Annotated in this window: 24 protein-coding genes and 3 tRNA genes; 12 read left to right on the forward strand and 15 right to left on the reverse strand. The window is 36.2% G+C overall.

Annotated features, from left to right (window positions below):
• Positions 1 to 127: 127 nt before the first annotated feature.
• Positions 128 to 253 (forward strand): hypothetical protein, encoded by a 126-nt coding sequence (locus AOY20_RS15075; protein WP_257720063.1) that lies wholly within the window; start codon positions 128 to 130, stop codon positions 251 to 253.
• Here AOY20_RS15075 and hisF read toward each other — a convergent pair.
• The gene (gene hisF / locus AOY20_RS05055; protein ID WP_054580853.1) at positions 250 to 1008 is read right to left on the reverse strand and encodes an imidazole glycerol phosphate synthase subunit HisF; all 759 of its coding nucleotides are present in this window, start codon (positions 1006 to 1008) and stop codon (positions 250 to 252) included. The two genes, AOY20_RS15075 and hisF, sit on opposite strands and share 4 nt — an antisense overlap.
• Before the next feature lie 114 nt (positions 1009 to 1122).
• On the opposite strand from hisF, the gene AOY20_RS05060 reads away from it, so the two are divergent.
• Genes AOY20_RS05060 through AOY20_RS05070 form a run of 3 tightly spaced genes read left to right on the forward strand, consistent with a single transcriptional unit; the run spans position 1123 to position 3161 of the window.
• On the forward strand, positions 1123 to 2073 hold the full coding sequence (locus AOY20_RS05060) for a homoserine kinase (RefSeq protein WP_054580854.1): 951 nt from the start codon (positions 1123 to 1125) through the stop codon (positions 2071 to 2073).
• 20 nt (positions 2074 to 2093) lie between these two features.
• Positions 2094 to 2726, forward strand: a complete 633-nt coding sequence (locus AOY20_RS05065) for a DUF1294 domain-containing protein (protein ID WP_054580855.1) — start codon at positions 2094 to 2096, stop codon at positions 2724 to 2726.
• A gap of 30 nt (positions 2727 to 2756) precedes the next feature.
• Positions 2757 to 3161: a DUF4870 family protein gene (locus tag AOY20_RS05070; RefSeq protein WP_054580856.1), complete on the forward strand. Its 405-nt coding sequence runs from the start codon at positions 2757 to 2759 to the stop codon at positions 3159 to 3161.
• A gap of 32 nt (positions 3162 to 3193) precedes the next feature.
• On the opposite strand, the gene AOY20_RS05075 is transcribed toward AOY20_RS05070, so the two are convergent.
• From AOY20_RS05075 to hisB, 5 genes are all read right to left on the reverse strand, one after another.
• Entirely contained in the window at positions 3194 to 4099 is a 906-nt protein-coding gene (locus AOY20_RS05075; protein WP_054580857.1) for a DMT family transporter, read from the reverse strand.
• Positions 4100 to 4175: 76 nt separating this feature from the next.
• Positions 4176 to 4898, reverse strand: a complete 723-nt coding sequence (hisA, locus tag AOY20_RS05080) for a 1-(5-phosphoribosyl)-5-[(5-phosphoribosylamino)methylideneamino]imidazole-4-carboxamide isomerase (protein WP_054580858.1) — start codon at positions 4896 to 4898, stop codon at positions 4176 to 4178.
• A 100-nt stretch (positions 4899 to 4998) separates the two neighbouring features.
• Complete coding sequence (locus AOY20_RS14460; protein ID WP_081403361.1) at positions 4999 to 5508, reverse strand: DUF805 domain-containing protein; 510 nt, start codon at positions 5506 to 5508, stop codon at positions 4999 to 5001.
• A 172-nt stretch (positions 5509 to 5680) separates the two neighbouring features.
• Complete coding sequence (gene hisH, locus AOY20_RS05090) at positions 5681 to 6298, reverse strand: imidazole glycerol phosphate synthase subunit HisH (protein ID WP_054580860.1); 618 nt, start codon at positions 6296 to 6298, stop codon at positions 5681 to 5683.
• Complete coding sequence (hisB, locus tag AOY20_RS05095) at positions 6298 to 6891, reverse strand: imidazoleglycerol-phosphate dehydratase HisB (RefSeq protein WP_054580861.1); 594 nt, start codon at positions 6889 to 6891, stop codon at positions 6298 to 6300. Before hisB ends, hisH begins: the two co-directional genes overlap by 1 nt.
• Positions 6892 to 6991: 100 nt before the next feature.
• Here hisB and AOY20_RS05100 point away from each other — a divergent pair, with 100 nt between their 5' ends.
• The 4 genes from AOY20_RS05100 to AOY20_RS05115 all read left to right on the forward strand — a co-directional run bounded on the left by AOY20_RS05100 (position 6992) and on the right by AOY20_RS05115 (position 8680).
• On the forward strand, positions 6992 to 7369 hold the full coding sequence (locus AOY20_RS05100) for a GNAT family N-acetyltransferase (RefSeq protein ID WP_054580862.1): 378 nt from the start codon (positions 6992 to 6994) through the stop codon (positions 7367 to 7369).
• Positions 7370 to 7517: 148 nt separating this feature from the next.
• A tRNA-Phe gene (locus AOY20_RS05105) sits at positions 7518 to 7593 on the forward strand.
• Between the two features lie 136 nt (positions 7594 to 7729).
• Positions 7730 to 7805, forward strand: a tRNA-Phe gene (locus AOY20_RS05110).
• 134 nt (positions 7806 to 7939) lie between these two features.
• Positions 7940 to 8680 carry a class I SAM-dependent methyltransferase gene (locus AOY20_RS05115; protein ID WP_054580863.1) on the forward strand — a complete coding sequence of 247 codons (741 nt, stop codon included), beginning with the start codon at positions 7940 to 7942 and terminating at the stop codon, positions 8678 to 8680.
• On the opposite strand, the gene AOY20_RS05120 is transcribed toward AOY20_RS05115, so the two are convergent.
• From AOY20_RS05120 to ompR, 4 genes are all read right to left on the reverse strand, one after another.
• Positions 8677 to 9096 (reverse strand): GNAT family acetyltransferase, encoded by a 420-nt coding sequence (locus AOY20_RS05120; protein ID WP_054580864.1) that lies wholly within the window; start codon positions 9094 to 9096, stop codon positions 8677 to 8679. The two genes, AOY20_RS05115 and AOY20_RS05120, sit on opposite strands and share 4 nt — an antisense overlap.
• Positions 9097 to 9242: 146 nt before the next feature.
• Positions 9243 to 10760: an acetyl-CoA hydrolase/transferase family protein gene (locus tag AOY20_RS05125; RefSeq protein WP_054580865.1), complete on the reverse strand. Its 1518-nt coding sequence runs from the start codon at positions 10758 to 10760 to the stop codon at positions 9243 to 9245.
• 204 nt (positions 10761 to 10964) lie between these two features.
• Positions 10965 to 12425 carry an ATP-binding protein gene (locus AOY20_RS05130; protein ID WP_054580866.1) on the reverse strand — a complete coding sequence of 487 codons (1461 nt, stop codon included), beginning with the start codon at positions 12423 to 12425 and terminating at the stop codon, positions 10965 to 10967.
• A gap of 186 nt (positions 12426 to 12611) precedes the next feature.
• On the reverse strand, positions 12612 to 13376 hold the full coding sequence (gene ompR / locus AOY20_RS05135; protein ID WP_054580867.1) for an osmolarity response regulator transcription factor OmpR: 765 nt from the start codon (positions 13374 to 13376) through the stop codon (positions 12612 to 12614).
• Between the two features lie 336 nt (positions 13377 to 13712).
• Here ompR and AOY20_RS05140 point away from each other — a divergent pair, with 336 nt between their 5' ends.
• On the forward strand, positions 13713 to 16061 hold the full coding sequence (locus tag AOY20_RS05140) for a Tex family protein (RefSeq protein ID WP_054580868.1): 2349 nt from the start codon (positions 13713 to 13715) through the stop codon (positions 16059 to 16061).
• 59 nt (positions 16062 to 16120) lie between these two features.
• Here AOY20_RS05140 and AOY20_RS05145 read toward each other — a convergent pair whose 3' ends face one another.
• The 3 genes from AOY20_RS05145 to AOY20_RS05155 all read right to left on the reverse strand — a co-directional run bounded on the left by AOY20_RS05145 (position 16121) and on the right by AOY20_RS05155 (position 19058).
• Entirely contained in the window at positions 16121 to 16432 is a 312-nt protein-coding gene (locus tag AOY20_RS05145; RefSeq protein ID WP_054580869.1) for a hypothetical protein, read from the reverse strand.
• Positions 16433 to 16610: 178 nt separating this feature from the next.
• The gene (locus AOY20_RS05150) at positions 16611 to 17498 is read right to left on the reverse strand and encodes an SDR family NAD(P)-dependent oxidoreductase (RefSeq protein ID WP_054580870.1); all 888 of its coding nucleotides are present in this window, start codon (positions 17496 to 17498) and stop codon (positions 16611 to 16613) included.
• 282 nt (positions 17499 to 17780) lie between these two features.
• Complete coding sequence (locus tag AOY20_RS05155; RefSeq protein ID WP_054580871.1) at positions 17781 to 19058, reverse strand: O-acetylhomoserine aminocarboxypropyltransferase/cysteine synthase family protein; 1278 nt, start codon at positions 19056 to 19058, stop codon at positions 17781 to 17783.
• A 319-nt stretch (positions 19059 to 19377) separates the two neighbouring features.
• On the opposite strand from AOY20_RS05155, the gene ettA reads away from it, so the two are divergent.
• The 3 genes from ettA to AOY20_RS05170 all read left to right on the forward strand — a co-directional run bounded on the left by ettA (position 19378) and on the right by AOY20_RS05170 (position 22636).
• Positions 19378 to 21039 (forward strand): energy-dependent translational throttle protein EttA, encoded by a 1662-nt coding sequence (ettA, locus tag AOY20_RS05160; protein WP_054580872.1) that lies wholly within the window; start codon positions 19378 to 19380, stop codon positions 21037 to 21039.
• A 162-nt stretch (positions 21040 to 21201) separates the two neighbouring features.
• Positions 21202 to 21576, forward strand: a complete 375-nt coding sequence (locus tag AOY20_RS05165) for a hypothetical protein (protein WP_054580873.1) — start codon at positions 21202 to 21204, stop codon at positions 21574 to 21576.
• Between the two features lie 115 nt (positions 21577 to 21691).
• Entirely contained in the window at positions 21692 to 22636 is a 945-nt protein-coding gene (locus AOY20_RS05170) for a cation diffusion facilitator family transporter (protein ID WP_054580874.1), read from the forward strand.
• A 25-nt stretch (positions 22637 to 22661) separates the two neighbouring features.
• Here the strand turns inward: AOY20_RS05170 and AOY20_RS05175 are convergent, their stop codons facing one another.
• Positions 22662 to 23003, reverse strand: coding sequence for a hypothetical protein (locus tag AOY20_RS05175; protein WP_054580875.1), 342 nt, complete (start codon positions 23001 to 23003; stop codon positions 22662 to 22664).
• A 157-nt stretch (positions 23004 to 23160) separates the two neighbouring features.
• Positions 23161 to 23236 (reverse strand) — tRNA-Glu (locus AOY20_RS05180).
• Positions 23237 to 23289 lie beyond the last annotated feature (53 nt).

Consider the following 23289-nt stretch of genomic DNA (forward strand, 5'->3'; position numbering starts at 1 on the left):
AAAATAAATTCTTTTTAAATTATTGCTTTTGTCCTATTTCCAAAATTTTGCAAAATATATAAGACAAAAATGGAGGGGGAATGAATCAAAAAGAAGAGGTTTTGTAATAAAATTTATGGTTATTTGTGTGACTTGGTTCACATTCGTTCTTATTTGTGCTATGAAAAAAGTACAGCTTTTTATTCATAATATAAATGAAAGTGGGCTTGTAAATGAGCAAGCCCTACGTTTCAATAGTTTAGATGCAGCTTAAAGGCGCATTTCAATACCTTGTTCAGCTAAATATTTTTTAGCTTCAGGAATTGTATGCTGACCAAAGTGGAAAATTGATGCTGCAAGAACTGCATCTGCACCACCTTGAAGAATACCGTCAGCTAAATGTTGTAAGTTACCTACGCCACCTGAAGCAATTGTTGGAATAGTAACGCGATCATTGATTTGACGCATTAATTGAAGGTCATAGCCTGCTTTGGTTCCATCTGCATCCATAGATGTAATGAGTAGCTCACCAGCACCAAAATCTGCCATTTTTACAGCCCAGTCGATCGCATCAATACCAGTTGGTTTACGACCACCATGAGTGAAAATTTCCCATTTATTTTCACCTGTTTTTTTCGCATCAATTGCGACAACAATACATTGAGCACCAAAGCGCTGAGAGGCTTCTTGTACAAATTCTGGGTTAAATACCGCAGCAGAGTTAATGCTTACTTTATCTGCGCCAGCATTTAGTAGTAAACGAATATCTTCAACTTTACGTACACCACCACCGACTGTAAGCGGAACAAATACAGATTCAGCCATACGTTCAACGGTACGGTATGTTGTGTCACGACCATTTGATGTTGCTGTAATATCTAAAAAGGTAATTTCATCTGCACCTTGTTCGTTATAACGACGCGCGACTTCAACTGGATCACCTGCATCACGAATGTCGAGGAATTGAACACCTTTCACCACACGACCGTTATCTACGTCTAGGCAAGGAATAATGCGTTTAGCAAGCATAATTTTTTCCAATAATTACAGCATGTTGTAAAACAAACCTACGTTTGGTGCTACACCTTAGTAGATGGACAAGGTATTCTATCAAAAATATTTAAGTTTTTTCGCAGGTTTTCTATGTCGGTTTATACCACTTTGACTTTGAAAGAAGTTCAGGATTTTTCTTCACCTTATGGATTAGAGGTGATTGACCTGATTCCAATTCAAGGAGGTATTCAAAATACCAATTATTTTTTGGTCTGTGAAAATAATCAGCAGTATGTTTTAACTGTATTTGAAGAAATGGATGATGAGGGTGCAAGTGAGTTAGTGCCTGTGTTAGAGCATTTAGGGCAAAGCGGTTTAGCTGTGCCTGTGCCATTAAGTCACTCGGGAAAGGCGATTCATCACATTAAAAATAAACCTGCTCAAATTGCACCACGTATGATGGGAGAACATCCCATGCCATCGACTGTTCAGCAAGTAAAAGAAATTGCAATTGCTCAAGCAAAAATGCATGTTGCACTTAAAGATTTTCCATTAGAACGTAAAGAATATCGTGATCATGCATATTGGTTACAAGTTTCACAAGAAATTAAACCAACGCTCAATGTAGCAGATAAAGCATTATTGGCAGAATTATTAGGATTATATGAAGCTTTAACGACGGTTTATCCAGATCGTCCTCGTGGCTTTATTCATTCAGATTTATTTAGAGACAATACCTTATTTGAAGGCAATCAATTAAAAGGTATTTTGGATTTTTATGAATTAAATAAAGATGAATTGTTATTTGATATTGCGATTACATTAAATGACTTTTGTACAGAATACCCTGATGTAATATTGAATGAAGAAAAAGCAGTGGCATTTTTAAGTGCATATGAGTCTGTAAGACCATTAACCAATGATGAAAAAGCATGTCTTGAGCTATATTTGGCAATGGCTGCTGGTCGTTTCTGGATGATGCGTTTACAAGTGGCACAAAAGAATTTAGCTGAAGGACGTACTGGAGAGGATATTTTGCAAAAGAATCCTTTAGAAATGCGTAATATGTTGATTGAACGTTTGAAATTTATTTCGGCATAACTAGAAAATAGGATTGAAAAATGCGTGATCAAGGGCGGCTTATTGAGTGGTTCGATGATAAGGGATATGGCTTTATTCAACCGAATGATTTAAGTAAAGATCACGTATTTCTTCATATCAAAAATTTTTCTAAACCGGGTCCAAGACCTATTGTTGGATGTGCTTTGGAATATACAGTTGTGGTTGATGCGCAATCTCGTTATAAAGCATTAGATGTTGTTTATTTAAAAGCAAATCAAGCTCAAAAGACGAAACAATCAAAAAGTGTAATAAAACCTAAAAATAAATCGAAGCAATATCTTCAACCTATGCAAGTTTTATGTATTGCTTATATTTTAGGTATTGTTGGATTATCATTTTTCGGTTTCTTGAGTGGTATGTTGGTCTTGTTGTTATGTCTGATTAATGCGATGACTTATTGGTGTTATGCGCAAGACAAGGAAGCTGCTCAATTGGGTAATCAACGAGTTCCAGAGCAAGCACTTCACACATTAGCATTTTTAGGGGGATGGCCAGCTGCATGGTTAGCACAACAGAGATTAAGGCATAAAACACAAAAACAACCGTTTAAGCATATTTTTTATTGTACAATTTTCTTTAATATTCTATTGGTTATATGGTTGGTCTCGCCATTAAATCATCTTGTTTTTTGAAACAAGTTTAAAATATAAGGAGAGAATAAAATGAACAATGTAATAGATCAAAATGGAAATAAATCTTTAACATTAGTTTTATATGTACTTTATATTTGTGCCATTTTTACTGCGGGCATATTGGCTATTGTTGCTTTAATTATTAATTATATTAAACGTCCTGATGTAAAAGGTACTTTGTATGAAAGTCATTTTACATGGCAAATTCATACATTTTGGTGGTATTTGTTTTGGAATATTATTGCCTTTATTCCTTTTGGTTTCTTATTTTTTACTGGAGATAATCCTGAATTATTTGCAGGGACAGCAGTCGGTGCTTCTTCATTTTGTATTGCTGTAATTATCATTTCTTGGATTTGGATTGTATATCGTGCAATTCTTGGACTTGTTCGCTGGCGTGAAAATAAGCCGATGTATGAAAATAATATTCAGTAAAATTTCTTGAATTTTAAAGTAAAAAAGAACCGTTAAGGTTCTTTTTTAAATATATATTTTTTAAAAAACTTAAATTTTAATTCACTAATAATGACACCGAGAACAACTAAAGCACCACCAATAAGTGTGATGATAGGAAGTCTTTCACCTGCAATTCGTCCTATAAGTGCTGCCCAAACAGGTTCAGCAGCATAAATGATGGCAGCTTGTGAAGAATCAACATATTGTTGAGCCCAGTTCATAACGAGCTGAATACATGCGCTTGCTAAGCCAAGCCCACATATCACAGCAATTAAGTGCCAGTGAAAAACAGGTGGTTGGGTTTCACCAACGAAGGGAGCAATGATAAAACATAGTAAGGATGCAAAAATAAGTTGTAATACGGTCACTCTACGTATATTTACTTTACCTGCATAATATCCAATAAGAATAATTTCAAAGGCAATAGCAATGGCACCAAGTAATGTAATAATTTGCCCAAATTGCAATTGAACAGCATTCCAACCATTGCCCGTTAGTAGAACTAAACCAATGAATGCACAACTTACCCCTAGCCAAGTCATAATATTGGGACGATGTTTAAAAAAAATCCACATAAAAATGGGTACAAGAGGAACGTATAGGGCAGTTAAAAAAGCAGATTCACTACTGGTAATAGTTTGTAAACCAATTGTTTGTGTACCATAACCTATAGCAATTACACTGCCAATTAAGAAGCCAGCAAAGACTTCTTTTATATTAAAACTATGTAAGTGTTTCCATGAGATTAAGCTGACAGCAATTGCCGCAGCGGTAAAGCGTAAACCAACAAAAATAATGGGGCTACTAAAATTTAAGCCGTATTGAACTGTAATGAAACTACCACCCCAAATAATGGTGATTAAAATCAATGTTAGTTGAGGAAGCTTTTTTTGAATAGATAGAGGTAAATTTAACATGAGAGATTGGTGTCTAAATTTTAATAAAAAAAGAGGTCTTTTGACCTCTTCTTTAATACTTTAAACAGTATACGCTTTATTGATCTAAAAGTAATTGAGCTTCGTTTAGATTTAAAGTACCTTCGTAAATAGCGCGACCTGTAATTGCACCTAAAATGCCAGGTTGACCTTTAAGATTACGAACATCATCAAGATTGGTTACACCACCAGAAGCAATCACTGGAAGTCCTGAATAAGTTGCTAAGTTTACAGTTTGTTCAACATTCACACCTTGCATCATGCCATCACGTGCAATATCAGTATAAACGATGCTTGATACACCAGCATCTGCAAAACGTTTTGCTAAATCAGTTGCTTTAACGTCTGTTACATTTGCCCAACCATCAGTTGCAACCATGCCATTTATTGCATCAATACCAACAATGATATGACCTGCAAATTTTTTGCATGCTTCTTCTACAAATTCAGGTTCTTTTACTGCTTTTGTACCAATGATCACGTAGCTTACGCCAGCATCTAAATAGTGTTCGATCGTTTCTAATGAACGAATACCACCACCAATTTGAATAGGTAAATTTGGTTGAGCTTTAGCAATTGCTTCTACAACAGGTTTATGAATAGGCGTACCAGCGAAAGCACCATTTAAATCAACTAAATGTAAGCGACGAGCACCTTCATTTACCCAATGTTGTGCTGTTGCTACAGGATCATCAGAAAATACAGTATCGTCTTCCATACGACCTTGTTTTAAACGTACACATTTGCCATCTTTCAGGTCAATTGCAGGGATGATCAGCATGCTTTCGCTCCTTGCTCTATTTAGGAAGTAAAATTGTGTGCAATCTTAGCAAATATTCAAAGATTATCTCTAGGAAATTACTAAAAATGTTTAAGGCTTATTACAATAAAGTTGCCAATTGCATCAAAGCCGAGACCATAATTAAGCCTACTAAGCACATTATAATGATATATATCCAAGCTACAGCTGTTTCCCAAGACAGGGCAACTCTTGGCTCACCAAATTTATTACTGGAAATATTTCCTTTAGCAAAAAATAGATATAAACCGAAGAAAAAGTTGATTAATGGAATAAATAGAAGAAGTGACAACCAACCAGTTAAATTTAAGTCATGCAAGCGTTTAATTGTAAAAATAATCAGGAAGTAGTATCCAATTATATATATTGGAAGTTGAATGAAAGAGACGCTATTTAAAAATGTTGATATTTCTTCAGAATTTTGGAGATCGAGTGATGAAATATCTGCTGATAGAAATGCTGATGATAATATTAATAAAATAATAAGGCTTATAATAGCAGCTATTAATGACCAAGCAATATAAGTCGCTCTGCTTATTCGACCTTGTGGTGAAAAAAGATTGTATTTTAAAGATGAATTTGAAGTTGTCATGTTGTTCACATTGAATATTATTAAAATGAGATTAAGTTAAAAAAACGAATAAAAGTATTCCTATTTAAATAGGTCTATTATTTAAGTTTTGTTGGTGTAATCATAATCTCAAAAGATATAAATTTCTCAATAAAAAAGCCCACAATCTGTGAGCTTTAAATAGGTTAGGAAATTAAATTTTCCATTCCACAAAGTTTTTCAACAATTGTAGACCTGCTGTATGACTTTTTTCAGGATGGAATTGAGTCGCAAATAGGTTTTCTTTATGAATTGCAGTACAAAATTCTAAGCCGTAGTCACATGTTGCCGCAACAATCGTTGGATCTTGAGGTTCAACATAAAAACTATGTACAAAGTAGAAGCGAGCATCTTGTTCAATGTCTTTCCACATTGGATGACTTGGATCAGCTTGATGTACCTGATTCCATCCCATATGAGGTACTTTTAAACCATCTATATCTGGAAAGCGTTTTACAGTACCTTCAAAAATACCGAGTGCATCAGCACCACCATTTTCTTCGGAATGCTGCATTAATGCTTGCATACCAACACAAATAGCCAGAACTGGTTTATTAAATACAGCATTGCGGACAACATCATCAATACCTGCTTCATGCATGCCTTGCATACAATCACGCATTGCACCCACACCAGGGAAAACAATTTTATCTGCTTGAGCAATTAATTTTGGATCATTGGTTACATCAACAGTGGCACCGACATGCTCAAGAGCCTTTGCTGCTGAGTGTAAATTTCCCATGCCATAGTCAAGAAGGGCAATACGGGTCATTACAACGTTCCTTTTGTTGAAGCAACTGTATTTTCTGCACGTGGATCGACTTCACAAGCCATACGTAATGCGCGTGCAAATGCTTTAAATACACTTTCAATTTGGTGATGGCTGTTTTTGCCTTTTAAATTGTCAATGTGTAGAGTCATTAGCGCATGGTTTACGAAACCTTGGAAGAATTCAGAGAATAAATCCACATCGAATGTACCAATACGTGCACGTGTAAATGGAATATCCATCCATAAACCAGGACGACCAGATAAATCGACAACTACTCGGCTTAAAGATTCATCAAGTGGTGCATAAAAATGACCGTAGCGTTTTAAACCTTTTTTATCACCTAAAGCTTGTGCAAAAGCCTGTCCTAGCGTAATACCGCAGTCTTCAACTGTATGGTGATCGTCAATTTCTAAGTCACCATCACAATGAATATCAATATCAAATAAGCCATGTCGCTTAATTTGATCTATCATATGATCTAGAAAAGGAACACCAGTGTTGAGGGTACCTTGACCAGTACCATCAAGATTTACACGAACTCGAATTTTGGTTTCGTTGGTATTTCTTACCACTTCACTGATACGCTGCGTCATAGACACGTTCCTTAAAAACGTCAAAAATGATTGATGTAAAATGTTTTTTCGCCGCCGTGACGAAGTCACTGCATATTAGATTGCTCAGGAGGGTTAATCAATGCCTATTACCGTACATCCTAAAACTTCCATTGAAAACGAAGACGTTCGTAATCAACTTGAGCGACTCTATGATACTAGCCCTGAATTTAGCGATGGAAAAGATGCCATTGAGCAATTAGAGCAGAATCTTTCACAGTATACCTTACTTTATACTGCAGAATTTAATACGAGAATTATTGGTGCAATTTGGTGTACAGGGCAAGGAGAGAGTAAAACTTTGGAAAATATAGTGGTTCATCCTGCCAATCGCGGGCGCGGTGTTGCAGATCGTTTGGTTTCTGAAGTATGCAGAATGGAAGAAATTAAAGGTGTAAAAGTATTTGAACCAGGTTGTGGTGCTATTTATCGTTGTCTTTCGAAGCTAGGAAAAATTTGATTTTTCTGAAAATGTAGATAAATTTTCTAAAAAACGATCTATTTATAATCATTTGATTGTTTAAATGCGTTAAAAGTAAACATTTGATAGAAAATATTGAAAAGTCTACTTGACGCATTTGCAACTTAATTGTTTAATACGCGTCATCGGCGTGATAGCTCAGTAGGTAGAGCAACGGATTGAAAATCCGTGTGTCCCCAGTTCGATCCTGGGTCTCGCCACCATATTCAAACGTATATACGTTTTATATATCTCTGATCACAATCAGAGATTTTTTTTGGGTAAAATTTACTCAAACAAATAAAAATATGCTGAATGTTATTGACTATTCAGCCTAGATACGGCTTAATACACCGCATCGGCGTGATAGCTCAGTAGGTAGAGCAACGGATTGAAAATCCGTGTGTCCCCAGTTCGATCCTGGGTCTCGCCACCATATTCTAAAAAACCTCAAACATTGTTTGAGGTTTTTTTATGTCTAAAGAAATTCAACAAAAATGATAATGTGGTGATGTGTATTTATCTGTTTAGATATAAAGCATTATATTTGAGACGAGAAGAATAGATAAAATGAAGGATCTATTTTCAGATCATAGTCAGCTTTATCAAAGTGCTCGACCGAGCTATCCACAAAAAGTATTAGAGGAAATTCTTAAGCATGTAAAAGGAAGGAAGTTTGCTTGGGATTGTGGAGCTGGTTCAGGACAATTTACACAATTGTTGAGCCCTTCTTTTGAAAATGTGGTTGCAACGGACTTAAGTGAACAACAATTACAACAAGCACCTTCTTTTGAAAATGTTGAATACTCTGTACAAAAAGCAGAAATGACAAATTTTAAAGATGATTCGTTCGACTTAATTACAGTTGCTCAAGCCATTCATTGGTTTAATTTTGATTTGTTTTATAAGGAAGTGAGAAGAACGCTCAAAAAGGATGGAGTCATTGCGGTTATAGGTTATGGTCTATTAAGAGTTGATGATATTGAAGTGAATAATGCTGTTCAAAAGCTTTATCTGGAAACTTTGGATGGTTATTGGGATGCTGAACGTCGCTATATTGATGAGAATTATCAAACAATACCATTTCCATTTAAAGAAGTGGAAACAGCTCAATTAAAGATGAGCTATCAATGGAGTGCTTCTCAGTTGTTGGATTATTTAAATACGTGGTCAGCAGTAAAGTATTATCGGCAAAAAAATGAAAATGATCTGTTTGATCAATTGAAACAACTTCTTACTGAAAAAGGTGATGTGTTATTTCAAGTTAACTTTCCAATTCTATTAAGAGTAGGATGCTTGGAAGATCATTAATCTTGGATTAAGCGTTTACCAAAACAAATCACTTCAACTTCTTCATAGCCGAGTTGTTCATAGAAATTTTGTACATCAATATTGTCTTTGTGAATTAATAATTGTAGCTTTGGGCAACCTAAAGCTGTTAAGCGTTTTTCTAGTTGTTGTATGAGTGCTGTGGCAACGCCATTGCGTTGTTGGTGTGGGTGAACTGCTAAATAGTTTACCCAACCTCTATGCCCATCATATCCACCCATAACTGTGGCTATGAGTTCATCATCTTTAATGGCAACTAAAAAAAGCTGATCTTTTTGTGCGACTTTTCTGAAAATATCAATTTCTGGGTTATTCCACGGACGTGACAAATCACATACTTCCCAAAGTGCAATAACATCTTCTAAATCTGTTTCTTGAAATTGGCGAATCATAAACATGGTGATTTTAACCAATATGAAAGGGCTTTAATGAGCTTAATTTTTTTTGTTTAATTAGTAAACATAATTTAAATATTTCATCATAAAAAAGACGCCTGAAGTAGGCGTCTTTTTTTGTTTAAAGTACTTAGATAATACTTATGGGATTATGCTGTTTTAGCATCTTTGTGAGCTGCAAGCATGTGACCAGTTTCTTCGAAATTAGAATGCCAAGAAAGCGCTTCACGAAGAATGTGAGGAGTATGACCACCTTTTTCACATGCACGATCGAAGTAGTCATTTAGTGCATCACGGTACATTGGGTGTGCACAGTGATTAATGATTTCACGAGCACGCTCACGAGGAGCTAAACCACGTAAATCAGCAAGACCTTGTTCTGTTACCAAGATATCTACGTCATGTTCTGCATGGTCAACGTGAGATGCGAAAGGAACGATTGAAGAAATATCTCCACCTTTAGCAATTGACTTAGTCACGAAGATTGCTAGGTGAGCGTTACGTGCGAAGTCACCTGAACCACCGATACCGTTCATCATTTTAGTACCACATACGTGAGTAGAGTTTACGTTGCCGTAAATATCGAACTCAAGAGCAGTGTTAATACCAATAATACCTAAACGACGAACAAGTTCAGGGTGGTTGGAAATTTCTTGTGGACGTAATACAAGTTTATCTTTGTATTCTTCAAGATTGTTAAATACTTTTTCGCCATATTTTGCAGAAAGCGTAATTGATGAACCAGATGCAAATTTCATTTTTCCTGCATCAATCAATTCGAAAGTACAGTCTTGAAGTACTTCTGAGTACATGATTAAGTCTTCGAAGTTAGATTCTTTAAGACCTGTTAATACTGCATTTGCAATAGAACCAATACCTGCTTGTAATGGACCTAAGTTTTTAGGTAAGCGCTCTTCAGCAACTTCTTTTTCAAAGAATGCAATCAAATGATTCGCAATTGCTTGAGTTTCAGCATCTGGCTCAGTCACTGTTGATGGAGAATCATGAAGTTCGCTGTTGAACACAATGCCGACAATTTTAGAAGGGTCGATATTGATTGCTGGAGTACCAATGCGCTCATCAACTTGAGTTAATGGAATTGGTTGACGAGTTGGACGATAAGTTGGAATGTAAATATCGTGTAAGCCTTCAAACGCAGGGCTTAAATTTGTATTGATTTCTACAATTACTTTATCAGCAAAAATTGCAAAGCTTGCAGAGTTACCTACAGAAGTTGTTGGGATAATGCCACCATCTTCAGTAATTGCAACAGCTTCAATAACGGCAATATCAGGCTTTTGTAATTGATGATTGCGCATTTGTTCAACTGTTTCAGATAAGTGCTGATCAATGAACATAACTTCGCCTTTGTTGATGGCTTTACGTAATGTATTGTCAACTTGGAATGGTAAACGACGTGCTAACACACCAGCTTCGGTAAGCTGTTTATCTAGGTCATTACCTAGAGAAGCACCTGTAATAAGTGTAATTTTTAAAGGATTTGTGTGAGCACGTTTAACCAATGCCAATGGTACAGCTTTTGCTTCGCCAGCACGTGTAAAACCACTCATACCTACTGTCATGCCATCTTCAATAAAGGCAGAAGCTTCTTCCGCGCTAATTACTTTGTCATGCAGGGATGCTAAACGAATACGATCTAAAGACATGGTTTACTCTCGTTAAATTCTTAGAATTGGTCAGGATTGTACCGACCAAAAAAGCCATTTTGCATCCCTGTTAGGCTAAGGTCTAATTTTTTGAGGAAATGAAGGTATAAATTTATATGATGATTTTTAAGTTATTGAATTTAATGCTATAAAAAATAAATAGTTAAAAGTTGATCAAACTGTTTGATCAACTTTTATGCTTTGTTAGAAGCGTTCTGAAATAGTTTGTTTAAATTTCCCAAATTTACTTACTATTGTAATTTCTTCATTTTCAATTGGATGAATAGGTAAAGAAATAATAACTTCTAAGCCACCTTCGGATTTATTGTGAATTGTTAGCTGTCCTTGGTGAATATCTACTATACGTTTAACAATAGCCAAACCTAGACCACTTCCTTGAATTGTTCGGGCTTCATTGCCACGTACAAATGGTTGCATGAGCTCATCAATTTGATCTTCGGGAATTCCAACACCATGATCAGCCACTGAAATCAATATATGTTGATCTTCTTGCCATGCTTTTAAATCTATAGGTTCTGAGCCATAACGTTTTGAATTATTAATAAGATTACCAATTAAGCGTTTTAATGACAGGCTACGAGCTTGAATAATTGGAACTTCTTGAGGTGTAAATTGAATATCTAGTGGTTTGAATTGAATTGCAAGCTCTTGTAGTAATGTATTGATGTTTGTATCTTGAAGTTCTTCATCAGAGCCATCACGCATATAAGAAATAAATTGATTAAGGATGGCATCCATATCATCGACATCATAAATTAGACCTTCTTTTAAGAAATCTTCATCTGACATCATTTCAGCACTTAAGCGAATACGAGTAAGCGGTGTGCGTAAATCGTGAGAGATACCAGCAAGCATGACTTTACGATCGCGTTCAATTTTATCCAGTGTATAAATCATTCGGTTAAATGCTTGGTTAACCTGACGAATTTCAAGAGGACCATGATTGGTTTCTAGATAAGGTGCAGTTCCTGTTCTTGTGTAGTTATTTGCTGCATTTTGAAGGCGAAGAAGAGGTCTGTTGAGTTGGCGTACAAGGGTTAAAATAATAATTGCTGAAAATAGTGGGACGCCTAGAAGCCATACTAAAATTAGCTCAGGGCTGTAATTGTCGTAGGTTTTAAGTGGTTCTCTTACCCAATTCCCATTCATTGCTGGGGTTTGAATCCAAATACGCGGGCTAGGTTTAAATTGGAAATAAACGACAACATCTTCAATATTGAGCTCTTTTGCTAATTTTTTTTCAACCTGATTTGTAAAAAATTCCGCAATCACTTTGTCTTTGACTTCTGGGAATTCTTTTGGGTTTGTAATGTATTCAATTCCAATATGTTTTTTTAGCCAATCGTTCACATGAACTTCTTGACCATTTTCAAATATCTGTAAGTTTGGATTTTTAATGACATCAAGTTCAGCAGCTAAATAGCGAGCATGTTGCTGAATTTCAGGTAAATATAAAGTTCGCCAAAAAAACCAAAGTGACATAAATAGGCTGAAGAAGACCACAAATAACACAAGAACTGTTGTTCGCATTGCAGCAGAGCGAGGTTTGATTTTGTCTAGAAAGCGTTCCCATGGGGTACGCTTTCTTTCGGAGTATTTAACAAAATCTGTAAATTCTTGAGGATCAATTGGGTCGAGTTTCACTGATTTATCCTAAAAGATAGAGCCATTAATTGGTGTTTTTATTTTTAGAGAGTGACATGATTGAAGAGGAGATTATTGACCATTCGATCTTTTACTTAATTTTTCACACAGTGTGATGAGATAAGTAAAGTCACGAATGGTGATAAAACTTATTTTTATTCATGCGAACATGAATAAATTAAATAATTATTCAGCACCATCTGGTACAAAAACGTAACCAATGCCCCATACAGTTTGGATATAACGCGCACGAGCAGGATTTTCTTCAATTAAACGACGTAAACGCGAAACTTGAACGTCAATCGAGCGCTCCATTGCTCCCCATTCACGACCACGTGCAAGATTCATTAATTTGTCGCGTGTTAATGGTTCACGAGGATGTTGTACAAGTGCTTTAAGTACAGCAAATTCACCAGTGGTTAAAGTCACAACTTGACCTTCACGAGTTAAAGTTCGTGTAGATAAGTCGAGTGACCATGGTCCAAAGCTTACCACTTCCATTTGTTGGCTTGGAGCGCCGGGCACTTCGCGAACTTGGCGACGTAGTACAGCACGAATACGTGCTAATAATTCATTTGGATTAAATGGTTTTGGTAGGTAATCATCTGCACCTGCCTCTAAACCCGCAATTCGGTCAGAATCACTACCGCGAGCAGTAAGCATAATGACCGGAATATCAATATTTGATTGGCGTAAACGACGACAAATGCTTAAACCATCTTCAACAGGTAGCATGAAGTCTAGAACAATTAGAGAGAATAGCTCTCGTTGAAGTAAACGATCCATTTGAGTTGCATCGTGAGCCGTTTTAACAACAAAACCTTTATCTTCTAAAAAACGCTGTAATAGCGTACGTAAGCGGACATCATCATCTACAACGAGGATACGTTCAATGCGGTCAGTTTCGGCTTGTACAGCATCTGTATTTTCAGCAGGTACAACTAAACTCATGATGTGCTCCTTTATCTTTATTGTCAGTCGTCAAGAATAAATTCCTGATCAACTAAAGTATACGATTGATTGATATGTTTTGACTATGATCTAAAGCAACAAATATTTCAAAAAGAATCAAGACATAGATACTAAATATATACAGGTATATAAAAAATAAACCAGTAGAAATAGATGATTTTGATATAAGAAAGGCTATAATTTGCTACAATTTTTCATAAAGTGAAGAATCAGAGAGATTGTCCATCAATAATTTTTATAAAACAATTGTGGATTTTATACACTCGGTCTTTATAATCATGACTTTTAGAATTTATTCTTGTGGAATCGAACACGATGACTGACTTAGTTCAGCAGTTAGCAAAAGAACTTGCCGTACGTCCAAACCAGGTAGAAGCAGCAATCAAGCTTATTGATGAGGGTGCTAGCGTTCCGTTTATTGCACGTTACCGTAAAGAAGTAACACAAGGCTTGGATGACTCTCAATTACGTCAACTAGATACGCGTTTATCTTATTTACGCGATTTATTCGAACGCCGTGAGAAAGTGATAGAGTCTCTGAAAGAACAAAATAAATTATCAGATGATTTATTGGCGCGTGTAAATGCTGCTGAAACTAAAAATGCATTAGAAGAAATTTATGCACCGTACCGTCCAAAACGTACGAGTAAATCATTCAAAGCGAAAGAAGCGGGCTTAGGTCCAATTGCTGAAAAAATATTTAATGAAGCAATTGATCCAACTGAAGCACTTGCTGGTTTTAGCCATGAAGATTATCCAGATGCAGAAAGTCAACTTGATGCGGTTCAACATATTTTAATTGATGAGTGGGCGCAAAATATCCCATTAACAACTGAACTTAAGACAATGTTTGCAAAAACTGCTGTATTAAAAAGTTTAGTTGCATCTGATGAGAAAAAAGAAGTCGGTAAAAAATTCCGTGATTACTTCGACTTCTCTGAAAACTTAAACAAAGTTGCTTCTCATCGTTTATTGGCAATGTTACGTGGTCGTCAAGAAAACGTACTTGGCTTAAAAGTAGATGGTGAAGATGATGCACCATTGGCGCGTATTGATACTGAATATAATTTAGAAACAGTAGCTCCACAAAGCCGTCAAGACTTCTTGAAGCAAACAGCTAAATTATTCTGGTTAGGCAAAGTACGTCCAACAATTGAACATTCATTGTTGACTGAAAAACGCTTAAATGCAGAAGCTGAAGCAATGCAAGTATTTGCAGAAAACTTACGTCATCTTTTATTGTCTGCACCAGCAGGTTCGCGTTGTACTTTAGGTGTTGACCCTGGTATTCGTACAGGTGTGAAGCTTGCGGTAGTCAATCAATCTGGTGATGTTGTTGCGCACAGCACAATTTATCCATTTGCACCAAAAGAAGATAAAGAAGGTTCTATTGCTGAACTTGCTCGTCTTTGCCGTGAATTCAATGTAGACCTTATTGCGATTGGTAATGGTACTGCAAGCCGTGAAACTGAAGCTGTTGTTGCTGAAATGATGGCAGCAAATGCAGACTTAAGCCTTACACGTGTTTCTGTTTCAGAAGCGGGTGCATCGGTTTATTCAGCATCAGAATTGGCATCGAATGAACTTCCAGATTTAGATGTTTCAATTCGTGGTGCAGTTTCAATTGCACGTCGTTTACAAGATCCATTGGCTGAACTTGTGAAGATTGATCCAAAATCTATTGGTGTAGGTCAATATCAACATGATGTAAACCAAGCAAACTTGGCAAAAACATTAGATGCTGTGGTTGAAGATTGTGTGAACTCTGTTGGTGTGGATGTGAATACAGCATCTGCTGCAATCTTGGGTTATATTGCTGGTTTGAATAAAGCAATTGCACAACAAATTGTAGATTATCGTAAAGAAAATGGTCGTTTTGACAGCCGTCAATCATTGAAAAAAGTACCACGTTTAGGCGACCGTACTTTTGAACAGGCTGCTGGTTTCTTACGTATTCAAGATGGTTCTGAACCATTAGATGCTTCAGCGGTTCATCCTGAATCTTATCCTTTAGTTGCTAAAATTGTTGAAGCAAAAGCAACAACAGTTAAGGATATTATTGGTAACACTGAAATTATTCGTCAAGTAAATGCTGAAGAGTTTGCAGATGAGAAATTTGGTTTACCAACAATTAAAGATGTTTTAGCTGAATTGGAAAAACCTGGTCGTGATCCACGTCCAGAATTCCGTACTGCTAAGTTCCGTGAAGATATTACTGAAGTTGCTCAATTAACTGAAGGCATGCAGCTTGAAGGTGTGATTACCAATGTAACTAACTTTGGTGCCTTTGTTGATGTTGGTGTTCATCAGGATGGTTTGGTTCATATTTCTGAACTTGCGAATGAATTTGTATCTGATCCGCATAAAGTGGCTAAACCTGGTCAAATTGTTCAAGTACGTGTAATGAATGTTGATGTTGAACGTAATCGTGTCAACTTATCTATGCGTCCTGAAGGTTCAGTTGCACCTGTGAAAGCACAGCGTCCACCGCGTCGTGAGCAGAATGGTGAGCAACGTAAACCTCATGCGAAACGTCCACAGCATGCACGTCCTCAAGGTGATCGTCCACAAGGGAAGAAACCTCAATCTGCTAAACCACAAGAAAATAAAATTGGTGGTTTAGGTGCATTATTATTACAAGCCGGAATTAAAGGTTCGAAGTAACCCTTAATTGCTAAATAAAAAAACCTCCTAGATAGGAGGTTTTTTTATGATTTAAACTTTTAAATAAGAGGGACAATCCAGCTGCAAATAATCAGCATAATGCCTAAATGACCGAGTTTACGTGTCATTTTTTCTAATTTGTTTGGCTCTAAAGCGGCTTTTGCTTCTGCTGCATTTGAGTTTGCAATGGTTTTAAGTTTGTTGTAATTAAGGAAAAAACCTAAATCAATACAAATTAAAATAGTACCTACATCGGCAACAATATCCATAAGAACATAATTAGGTTGCTGTAATGCCGTGATAACTTGATAAAGAAGGAAAAATGCAAAAGCAAAACAACAAACACGAAGTACAAGAGCTAAAATTTGCATAAATAAAATAGTATGAAGAAAAAACAACTCTAGTCTTATAACATGAAATAAGAAAAAGGCATTGTGTAATTAAAGAATTAATTATTTTTTTTCACCTGAATTCAAGATATAGAGTTGTTATAAATGACAAAAGTACATCATTGTATTGATCACAATGACGTACTTATTTTGTTATTGATTACCAATGTTCGCCAGGGAATAAACGAGCATATGCTTTTTGTACCCAATTTAATTTTTGTTGTTGACCGACTGATGCTGTTGAGCTTGGAAATAGATTGTACCCAATTGACATGAGTTTATTGTTGATGTCTGGTGCAATTGAATAAGTAATAGAAGCAAGACGACCTAGATGCGTTGCAACCTTCTTCGGTCGTTTTACAATGGCATATGCAACGAGATCTGCTGCTTGATCAGGTGAAAGTGTTGGAACGTATTTATAGATTTTAGTTGGCGCGATCATTGGAGTGCGTACAAGTGGCATGTAAATTGAAGTGATTGCAATTTTATGTGAATGTACTTCTGCAGATAAGCAACGACTAAATGCGTCTAATGCTGCTTTAGAGGCAACATAAGCTGAAAAGCGAGTTGCATTAGCTAAAACACCAATTGAACTAATATTAATAATTTGCCCGTTACGACGAATCATCATCTGTGGCAAAATATTCATAATTAGGCGAATTGCACCAAAATAATTCAGTTGCATGGTTCGTTCAAAATCATGGAAGCGATCTGTAGATTCATGAACTGCACGACGAATAGATCGACCTGCATTATTAATTAAAATATCAATATGATCTACAGTTTCTAAAATTTGTTTTGAAACCTGATCGATAGAGTCTAAATCATTCAAGTCACAAGGGAAGGTTAAGGCTTGTCCACCCTTGGCTTCAATTTCTTGTTTGACTTCTTCGAGAGTTTCTTTAGTACGAGCAACAAGTAAAACACGAGCTCCTGCATCTGCTAGTTTGTGCGCAGTTGTTAAGCCAATACCACTAGAAGCCCCAGTGATTAAAATAGTTTTTCCATTTACTTTTTTTTGAAATTCTTTTTCGAGTTTCGCTTTCACGTTACATGATCCCTGATAAAAATTAACCAAAGTCCGAAGCCATTTATGCCGTCTTGGAAGAGAGGGCTAAAGATAATAAATATCTTAACAAAAAGTTAAGGAAGTTATTTTTAAATGATATATCTGAATATAATGTGAAATATGAAGTTTTTCTTCATATTCATTCAGATGGACAGCAATATTATTAGCATGAATATTTTTTAAATCAAAGATAAGGTATGTTTGAAAATCCCTTCTTTATTGTTAAAGAAGGGATTTTTTGAGATGACTGCTTAGTTTAGTTTAAACACATGAAAGAGCTTGATCTAAGTCAGCAATTAAATCATCTATATGTTCTATGCCAATAGAAAGGCGAACCATATCTTCGCTAACACCTGCTGTTTTTAATTCTTCTGGGTTGAGTTGGCGATGTGTTGTTGTTGCAGGATGGCAAGCTAAGCTTTTAGCATCGCCAATATTTACTAGACGTGTAAATAATTGAAGTGCATCAATAAAGCGAGTCCCACCTTCACGGCCATCTTGGACACCAAAAGAAAGAATGGCAGATGGTTTTCCTTTTACATATTTTTGAGCTAATTCATGTTCGGGGTGATCTTTTAAGCCAGCATAATTGACCCACCTTACTTTTGCATGATTTTTTAAATATTCAGCAATTTTGTGAGCATTTTGGGTATGTCGTTCCATACGTAAATTTAATGTTTCTAGACCTTGTAAAATAAGGAAAACATTATGTGGACTAATTGCTGCTCCAGTGTTGCGTAGTGGAACAACACGTGCACGGGTAATATAGGCTGCTGGACCTAAAGCCTCAACGTAATTTACCCCATGATAACTTGAATCGGGAGTATTTAATGTTTTAAAGCGTTCTGGATATTTTCCCCAAGGGAATTTGCCACTATCAACAATAATGCCACCAATAGAATTACCATGCCCACCAATATATTTTGTTAATGAATGCACAATAATATCTGCACCAAATTCAAAAGATTTTTGTAATACAGGTGTTGCTACCGTATTATCAACAATAACAGGTATGCCGTATTCGTGAGCAATTTTTGAAATTTCTTCTAAGTCAATAATATTTCCAAGTGGATTACCAATAGATTCGACAAAAACGAGCTTGGTTTTTTCATCAATAATTTGATGGAGATTTTTGGGTTTTTTGTAGTCAAAGAAACGGACTTCAATACCTTGTTTAGGAAGAGTGTGAGCAAATAAATTATAAGTACCACCGTAGAGTGTTGAAACAGAAGCAATATTGTCACCCACTTCAGTAATTGTTTGAATTGCATACGTAATTGCAGCCATACCTGAAGCTAAAGCCAAGGCGCCAATTCCACCTTCTAGTGCAGCAATTCGTTGCTCTAGAACAGCAGTTGTGGGATTCATAATGCGTGTATAAATATTTCCTTGGACTTTTAAATCAAATAGATCTGCACCATGCTGAGTATTATCAAAAGCATAAGATGTTGTTTGATAAATAGGGACAGCAACAGCCTTTGTTGTTGCTTCCGGTGTGTATCCTGCATGAATAGCAAGCGTTTCATCTTTATAAGTCATAATTTCCTATCATCCTGAATAGATTCTTATTTGATCAGTCTAGCACTGCTTATTCTTTTTAAATGTGAATCTTTTGGGAAAATATAGTTAATTTATTCATAAAGATGAAATTATTTGAGGGCTGTTGAAATAATCTAATGATTAGCATCTTTAGGATTGTTTTTATACAGAATAAAACTTGTAACAATCCATTGAAGTTGTGCTCTATAGCTTATTTTTTTATTGCTTTAAGGGTATAATAGTCGATTATTTTTTCACTCATTTGAGTTGGGGTTTTTGTTTCCCCCCCCAAATTTAGTTTTCTATTGAGGAGTCCTACGTGGCCCAATATATTTACACGATGAACCGTGTGTCTAAGATGGTTCCGCCTAAACGCGAAATCTTAAAAGACATCTCTTTGTCATTTTTCCCAGGTGCTAAAATTGGTGTACTTGGTTTAAACGGTGCAGGTAAATCTACTTTGCTTCGTATTATGGCGGGCGTAGATAAAGATTTCTCAGGTGAAGCACGTGCTCAACCCGGTATTAAAATCGGTTATTTAGAGCAAGAACCACCTTTGGATGAGACTAAAGATGTTCGTGGTAACGTTGAAGATGGCTTACGTGAGCCACTTGATGCTTTAGCTCGTCTTGATGAAGTGTTTGCTGAATATGCTGCTGAAGATGCAGATTTTGATGCACTTGCAAAAGAGCAAGAAAAATTAGAAGCAATTATTCATTCATGGGATGCTCACAATATTGTGAACCAAATGGATCAAGCTGCTGCTGCGTTAAACCTTCCTGCTTGGGATGCTGATGTATCTAAGCTTTCAGGTGGTGAGCGTCGTCGTGTAGCACTTTGCCGTTTGTTATTGTCTAAACCAGACATGTTACTTCTTGACGAACCAACGAACCATTTAGATGCTTCTTCAGTATCTTGGTTGGAACGTTTCTTGAAAGATTTCCCAGGTACAATTGTTGCAATTACGCATGACCGTTATTTCTTAGATAACGTAGCAGAGTGGATTCTCGAGCTTGACCGTGGTATGGGTATTCCTTATCAAGGTAACTACTCTTCTTGGTTAGAGCAAAAAAATGCGCGTCTAGAACAAGAGAACAAGCAAGAAGAATCTTTTGCTAAAGCATTGAAAAAAGAACTTGAATGGGTTCGTTCAAATGCCAAAGGTCAGCAAAAGAAAAATAAAGCACGTATGGAACGCTTCGAAGAGCTTAACTCTCGTGAATTCCAACAACGTAACGAAACTTCAGAAATCTACATTCCACCTGGTCCACGTCTAGGTAATAAGGTTGTGGAAGTGGAAGGCATCAGCAAATCATTTGGTGATCGTACGCTTTATAAAGATTTATCATTCGTTGTTCCACCATGTGCGATTGTAGGTATCGTAGGTGAGAACGGTGCAGGTAAAACAACACTATTCCGTATGATGACTGGCGAGCAACAACCAGATACAGGTACTGTGGTACTTGGCGAATCTGTGAAAGTGGCTTATGTTGGTCAGATTCGTGACACATTAGATAACAATAAAACGGTTTGGGAAGAAGTTTCTGGCGGTTTAGATATCTTGAAGATTGGTGAATACGAAATTGCATCACGTGCATATATCGGTCGCTTTAACTTTAAAGGTCAAGATCAGCAAAAACGTGTAGGTCAATTGTCAGGTGGTGAGCGTAACCGTTTACAACTTGCAAAAATCCTGCAAATGGGTGCAAACGTAATCTTACTCGATGAACCATCAAACGACTTGGATATCGAAACTTTACGTGCGCTTGAGGATGCAATTCTTGTATTCCCAGGTACTGTAATGGTGATCTCGCATGACCGTTGGTTCCTAGACCGTATTGCAACGCATATCTTGTCATTTGAAGGTGAAACACCAGAATTCTTCACTGGTAACTATGCTGAGTTTGAAGCATACCGTCAAAAACGTGATGGTGATGACTTGGTTACGAAGCGTCAAAAATATCGTAAAATTGGTGGTTAATCCCATTTAATTGTAAAACCAGCCTAAGGGCTGGTTTTTTATTGTCTATGTTTAGGGTGTTTACAAAAAAAATATTTTTCTATGTGTGAAATTAAGTAAATGTAATTTTATTACGCTATGTGTGATTGTTAATATTGTGATCAAATTTTGTGAATGTGGCACATGAAGTATTCAAAATTTTTGATTACCATTCTCTTTAGCTTATTTGTATTCCAAAGTACTTGGAGTACAGCTTTAGTTTATTGTGTGCATAAATCAACAACTCACGGTGGGATTCAGAGTCATTTTGAATATGAGTACTCTGGAAAAAATTTACAAAATCCAATCAGTTTATCTTCTCAATTTATTAAAAATTTAAATCAATTTGATGATCAGCATGGTGATCATTTGTTGTGGTCATTTTATATTGCTATTCAGCCGATATTTATTGTTTTTGATCAGGATACAGCGTGTATGGGGTGTATTTCTGAATACATAGATGATAAAAACTTTTATCAATCTCCTTATTTAAATGTATTAAAACCTCCTCCTTTATGATGAATCAGGAATGGATAGAGTGTTTTTGATAACTTAAATTTTGAATTAATCTAATTATAAGATGCGTGAAAATGAGTATGAATAAGAGCGCATTTTATGAAATAAGGAGTCTGTTATGAGTGGGCATCATGGTCATGATCATAGTCATGCTGTTGTGACTGAAGAGAATGCAAAAAAATTAACATTTGCACTTATTTTAACGTCAATTTTTTTAGTTGTGGAGGTGATTGCTGGTTTTATGACAGAAAGCTTGGCATTAATCTCTGATGCAGCTCATATGTTTACCGATGCTGCTGCTTTGGCTATTGCATTGGTTGCAATTAAAATTGGCAAAATGCCTGCTGATAATAAACGTACATTTGGTTATCAGCGATTTGAGATTCTTGCTGCATTATTTAATGCATTAATGCTCTTTGTTGTTGCAATTTATATTTTATATGAGGCTTATCAACGCTTTTCACATCCTCCAGAAATTCAAAGTATGGGCATGATGATCGTGGCTGTGCTAGGGCTTATTATTAATTTAATTTCTATGCGTATTTTATTTTCAAGTTCACAGGATAGTTTGAATATAAAAGGGGCGTATTTAGAAGTTTTAAGTGATGCAATTGGTTCTGTTGGGGTAATTATTGGCGCGGCTGTTATTTATTTTACAGGATGGATGTGGGTTGATACTTTAGTTGCGATTCTCATTGGAGTATGGGTATTACCACGCACATGGATGTTATTAAAACAGAGTATTAATATTTTATTGGAAGGTGTTCCAGAGGAAATAGATATTGAAGCTTTGAGAGCGGATTTACTGAATTTAAAAGATGTGGAGAGCATTCATCAACTTAAAGTTTGGGCAATCACATCGAAGAATATTCATTTAACGGTACACCTATATGCACCGCATGCAAATCATAAAGCGTTGTATTTGGAAGCAATGGAATTACTTCGTCATACTTATGCTGTTACTGAAATGACGTTACAGGTTGAAGCTGAGGATTGTACTCAGCTTCATGAACATCATCATATACATCATGATGATTCACACGAACATTCGCATCATCATTAATGTTGATGTAAATAGAGTGGGGGTATTACACTTCCCACTCATTATTACATTCACGACATTTCCATTTTTTTTGTGATTGCATAAATGATTGCATAGAGATTTTAAAATCTGGTAAATCACGATAGAACATGAAGCCTGCAATAACACATACAATAAAGACAACTACTGTTGCAATTTGTAGGGTTTGACCAGCGCCGTTGCTAAATAACCAAAGAGCAATACTAATAGAAACAAGTAAAAGTAAAAGTAAAACTGCAGGAATAAGGAAAACTAAACTTTTTGGTACAACTGGACGTGCTGCAGTTTCCCCAGGTTGTGCAACAGGCATAATTTTTGGACTTTGACATTTAGGGCAACGATATTGCATTACGACTCCAGAATTTTCATTTATGCGTTATTTTAATCGGAAATATATAAGAAAGCCAAAATCCTAGCATAAATATCTTGATTGTGAAATTTCAGGCAATAAAAAAGCCCAAGTCATAATGCTTGAGCTTTTTTATAAGATGTCGCCATCTTAAATATGGCGTCCCTACGGGGATTCGAACCCCGGTTACCGCCGTGAAAGGGCGATGTCCTAGGCCTCTAGACGATAGGGACAATTGAGGCATCAGATTCAGTGTTTAACACTGTGTCTCTGTATGGGCGCTATA

Origin of the sequence: Acinetobacter equi, assembly GCF_001307195.1 — a bacterium.
Lineage (GTDB): Bacteria > Pseudomonadota > Gammaproteobacteria > Pseudomonadales > Moraxellaceae > Acinetobacter > Acinetobacter equi.

Bases quoted from the DNA above. Each gene is read 5' to 3' on its own strand.
- AOY20_RS05060 (WP_054580854.1), top strand. From the start codon at position 1,123: ATGTCGGTTTATACCACTTTGACTTTGAAAGAAGTTCAGGATTTTTCT.
- AOY20_RS05065 (WP_054580855.1), top strand. From the start codon at position 2,094: ATGCGTGATCAAGGGCGGCTTATTGAGTGGTTCGATGATAAGGGATAT.
- AOY20_RS05115 (WP_054580863.1), top strand. From the start codon at position 7,940: ATGAAGGATCTATTTTCAGATCATAGTCAGCTTTATCAAAGTGCTCGA.
- hisF (WP_054580853.1), bottom strand. From the start codon at position 1,008: ATGCTTGCTAAACGCATTATTCCTTGCCTAGACGTAGATAACGGTCGT.
- AOY20_RS05175 (WP_054580875.1), bottom strand. From the start codon at position 23,003: ATGCAATATCGTTGCCCTAAATGTCAAAGTCCAAAAATTATGCCTGTT.
- AOY20_RS05125 (WP_054580865.1), bottom strand. From the start codon at position 10,760: ATGTCTTTAGATCGTATTCGTTTAGCATCCCTGCATGACAAAGTAATT.
- hisA (WP_054580858.1), bottom strand. From the start codon at position 4,898: ATGCTGATCATCCCTGCAATTGACCTGAAAGATGGCAAATGTGTACGT.
- AOY20_RS05165 (WP_054580873.1), top strand. From the start codon at position 21,202: ATGAAGTATTCAAAATTTTTGATTACCATTCTCTTTAGCTTATTTGTA.
- hisH (WP_054580860.1), bottom strand. From the start codon at position 6,298: ATGACCCGTATTGCCCTTCTTGACTATGGCATGGGAAATTTACACTCA.
- AOY20_RS05070 (WP_054580856.1), top strand. From the start codon at position 2,757: ATGAACAATGTAATAGATCAAAATGGAAATAAATCTTTAACATTAGTT.
- AOY20_RS05140 (WP_054580868.1), top strand. From the start codon at position 13,713: ATGACTGACTTAGTTCAGCAGTTAGCAAAAGAACTTGCCGTACGTCCA.
- AOY20_RS05155 (WP_054580871.1), bottom strand. From the start codon at position 19,058: ATGACTTATAAAGATGAAACGCTTGCTATTCATGCAGGATACACACCG.
- AOY20_RS05075 (WP_054580857.1), bottom strand. From the start codon at position 4,099: ATGTTAAATTTACCTCTATCTATTCAAAAAAAGCTTCCTCAACTAACA.
- AOY20_RS05145 (WP_054580869.1), bottom strand. From the start codon at position 16,432: ATGCAAATTTTAGCTCTTGTACTTCGTGTTTGTTGTTTTGCTTTTGCA.
- AOY20_RS14460 (WP_081403361.1), bottom strand. From the start codon at position 5,508: ATGACAACTTCAAATTCATCTTTAAAATACAATCTTTTTTCACCACAA.
- AOY20_RS05100 (WP_054580862.1), top strand. From the start codon at position 6,992: ATGCCTATTACCGTACATCCTAAAACTTCCATTGAAAACGAAGACGTT.
- AOY20_RS05120 (WP_054580864.1), bottom strand. From the start codon at position 9,096: ATGTTTATGATTCGCCAATTTCAAGAAACAGATTTAGAAGATGTTATT.
- hisB (WP_054580861.1), bottom strand. From the start codon at position 6,891: ATGACGCAGCGTATCAGTGAAGTGGTAAGAAATACCAACGAAACCAAA.
- ompR (WP_054580867.1), bottom strand. From the start codon at position 13,376: ATGAGTTTAGTTGTACCTGCTGAAAATACAGATGCTGTACAAGCCGAA.
- AOY20_RS05170 (WP_054580874.1), top strand. From the start codon at position 21,692: ATGAGTGGGCATCATGGTCATGATCATAGTCATGCTGTTGTGACTGAA.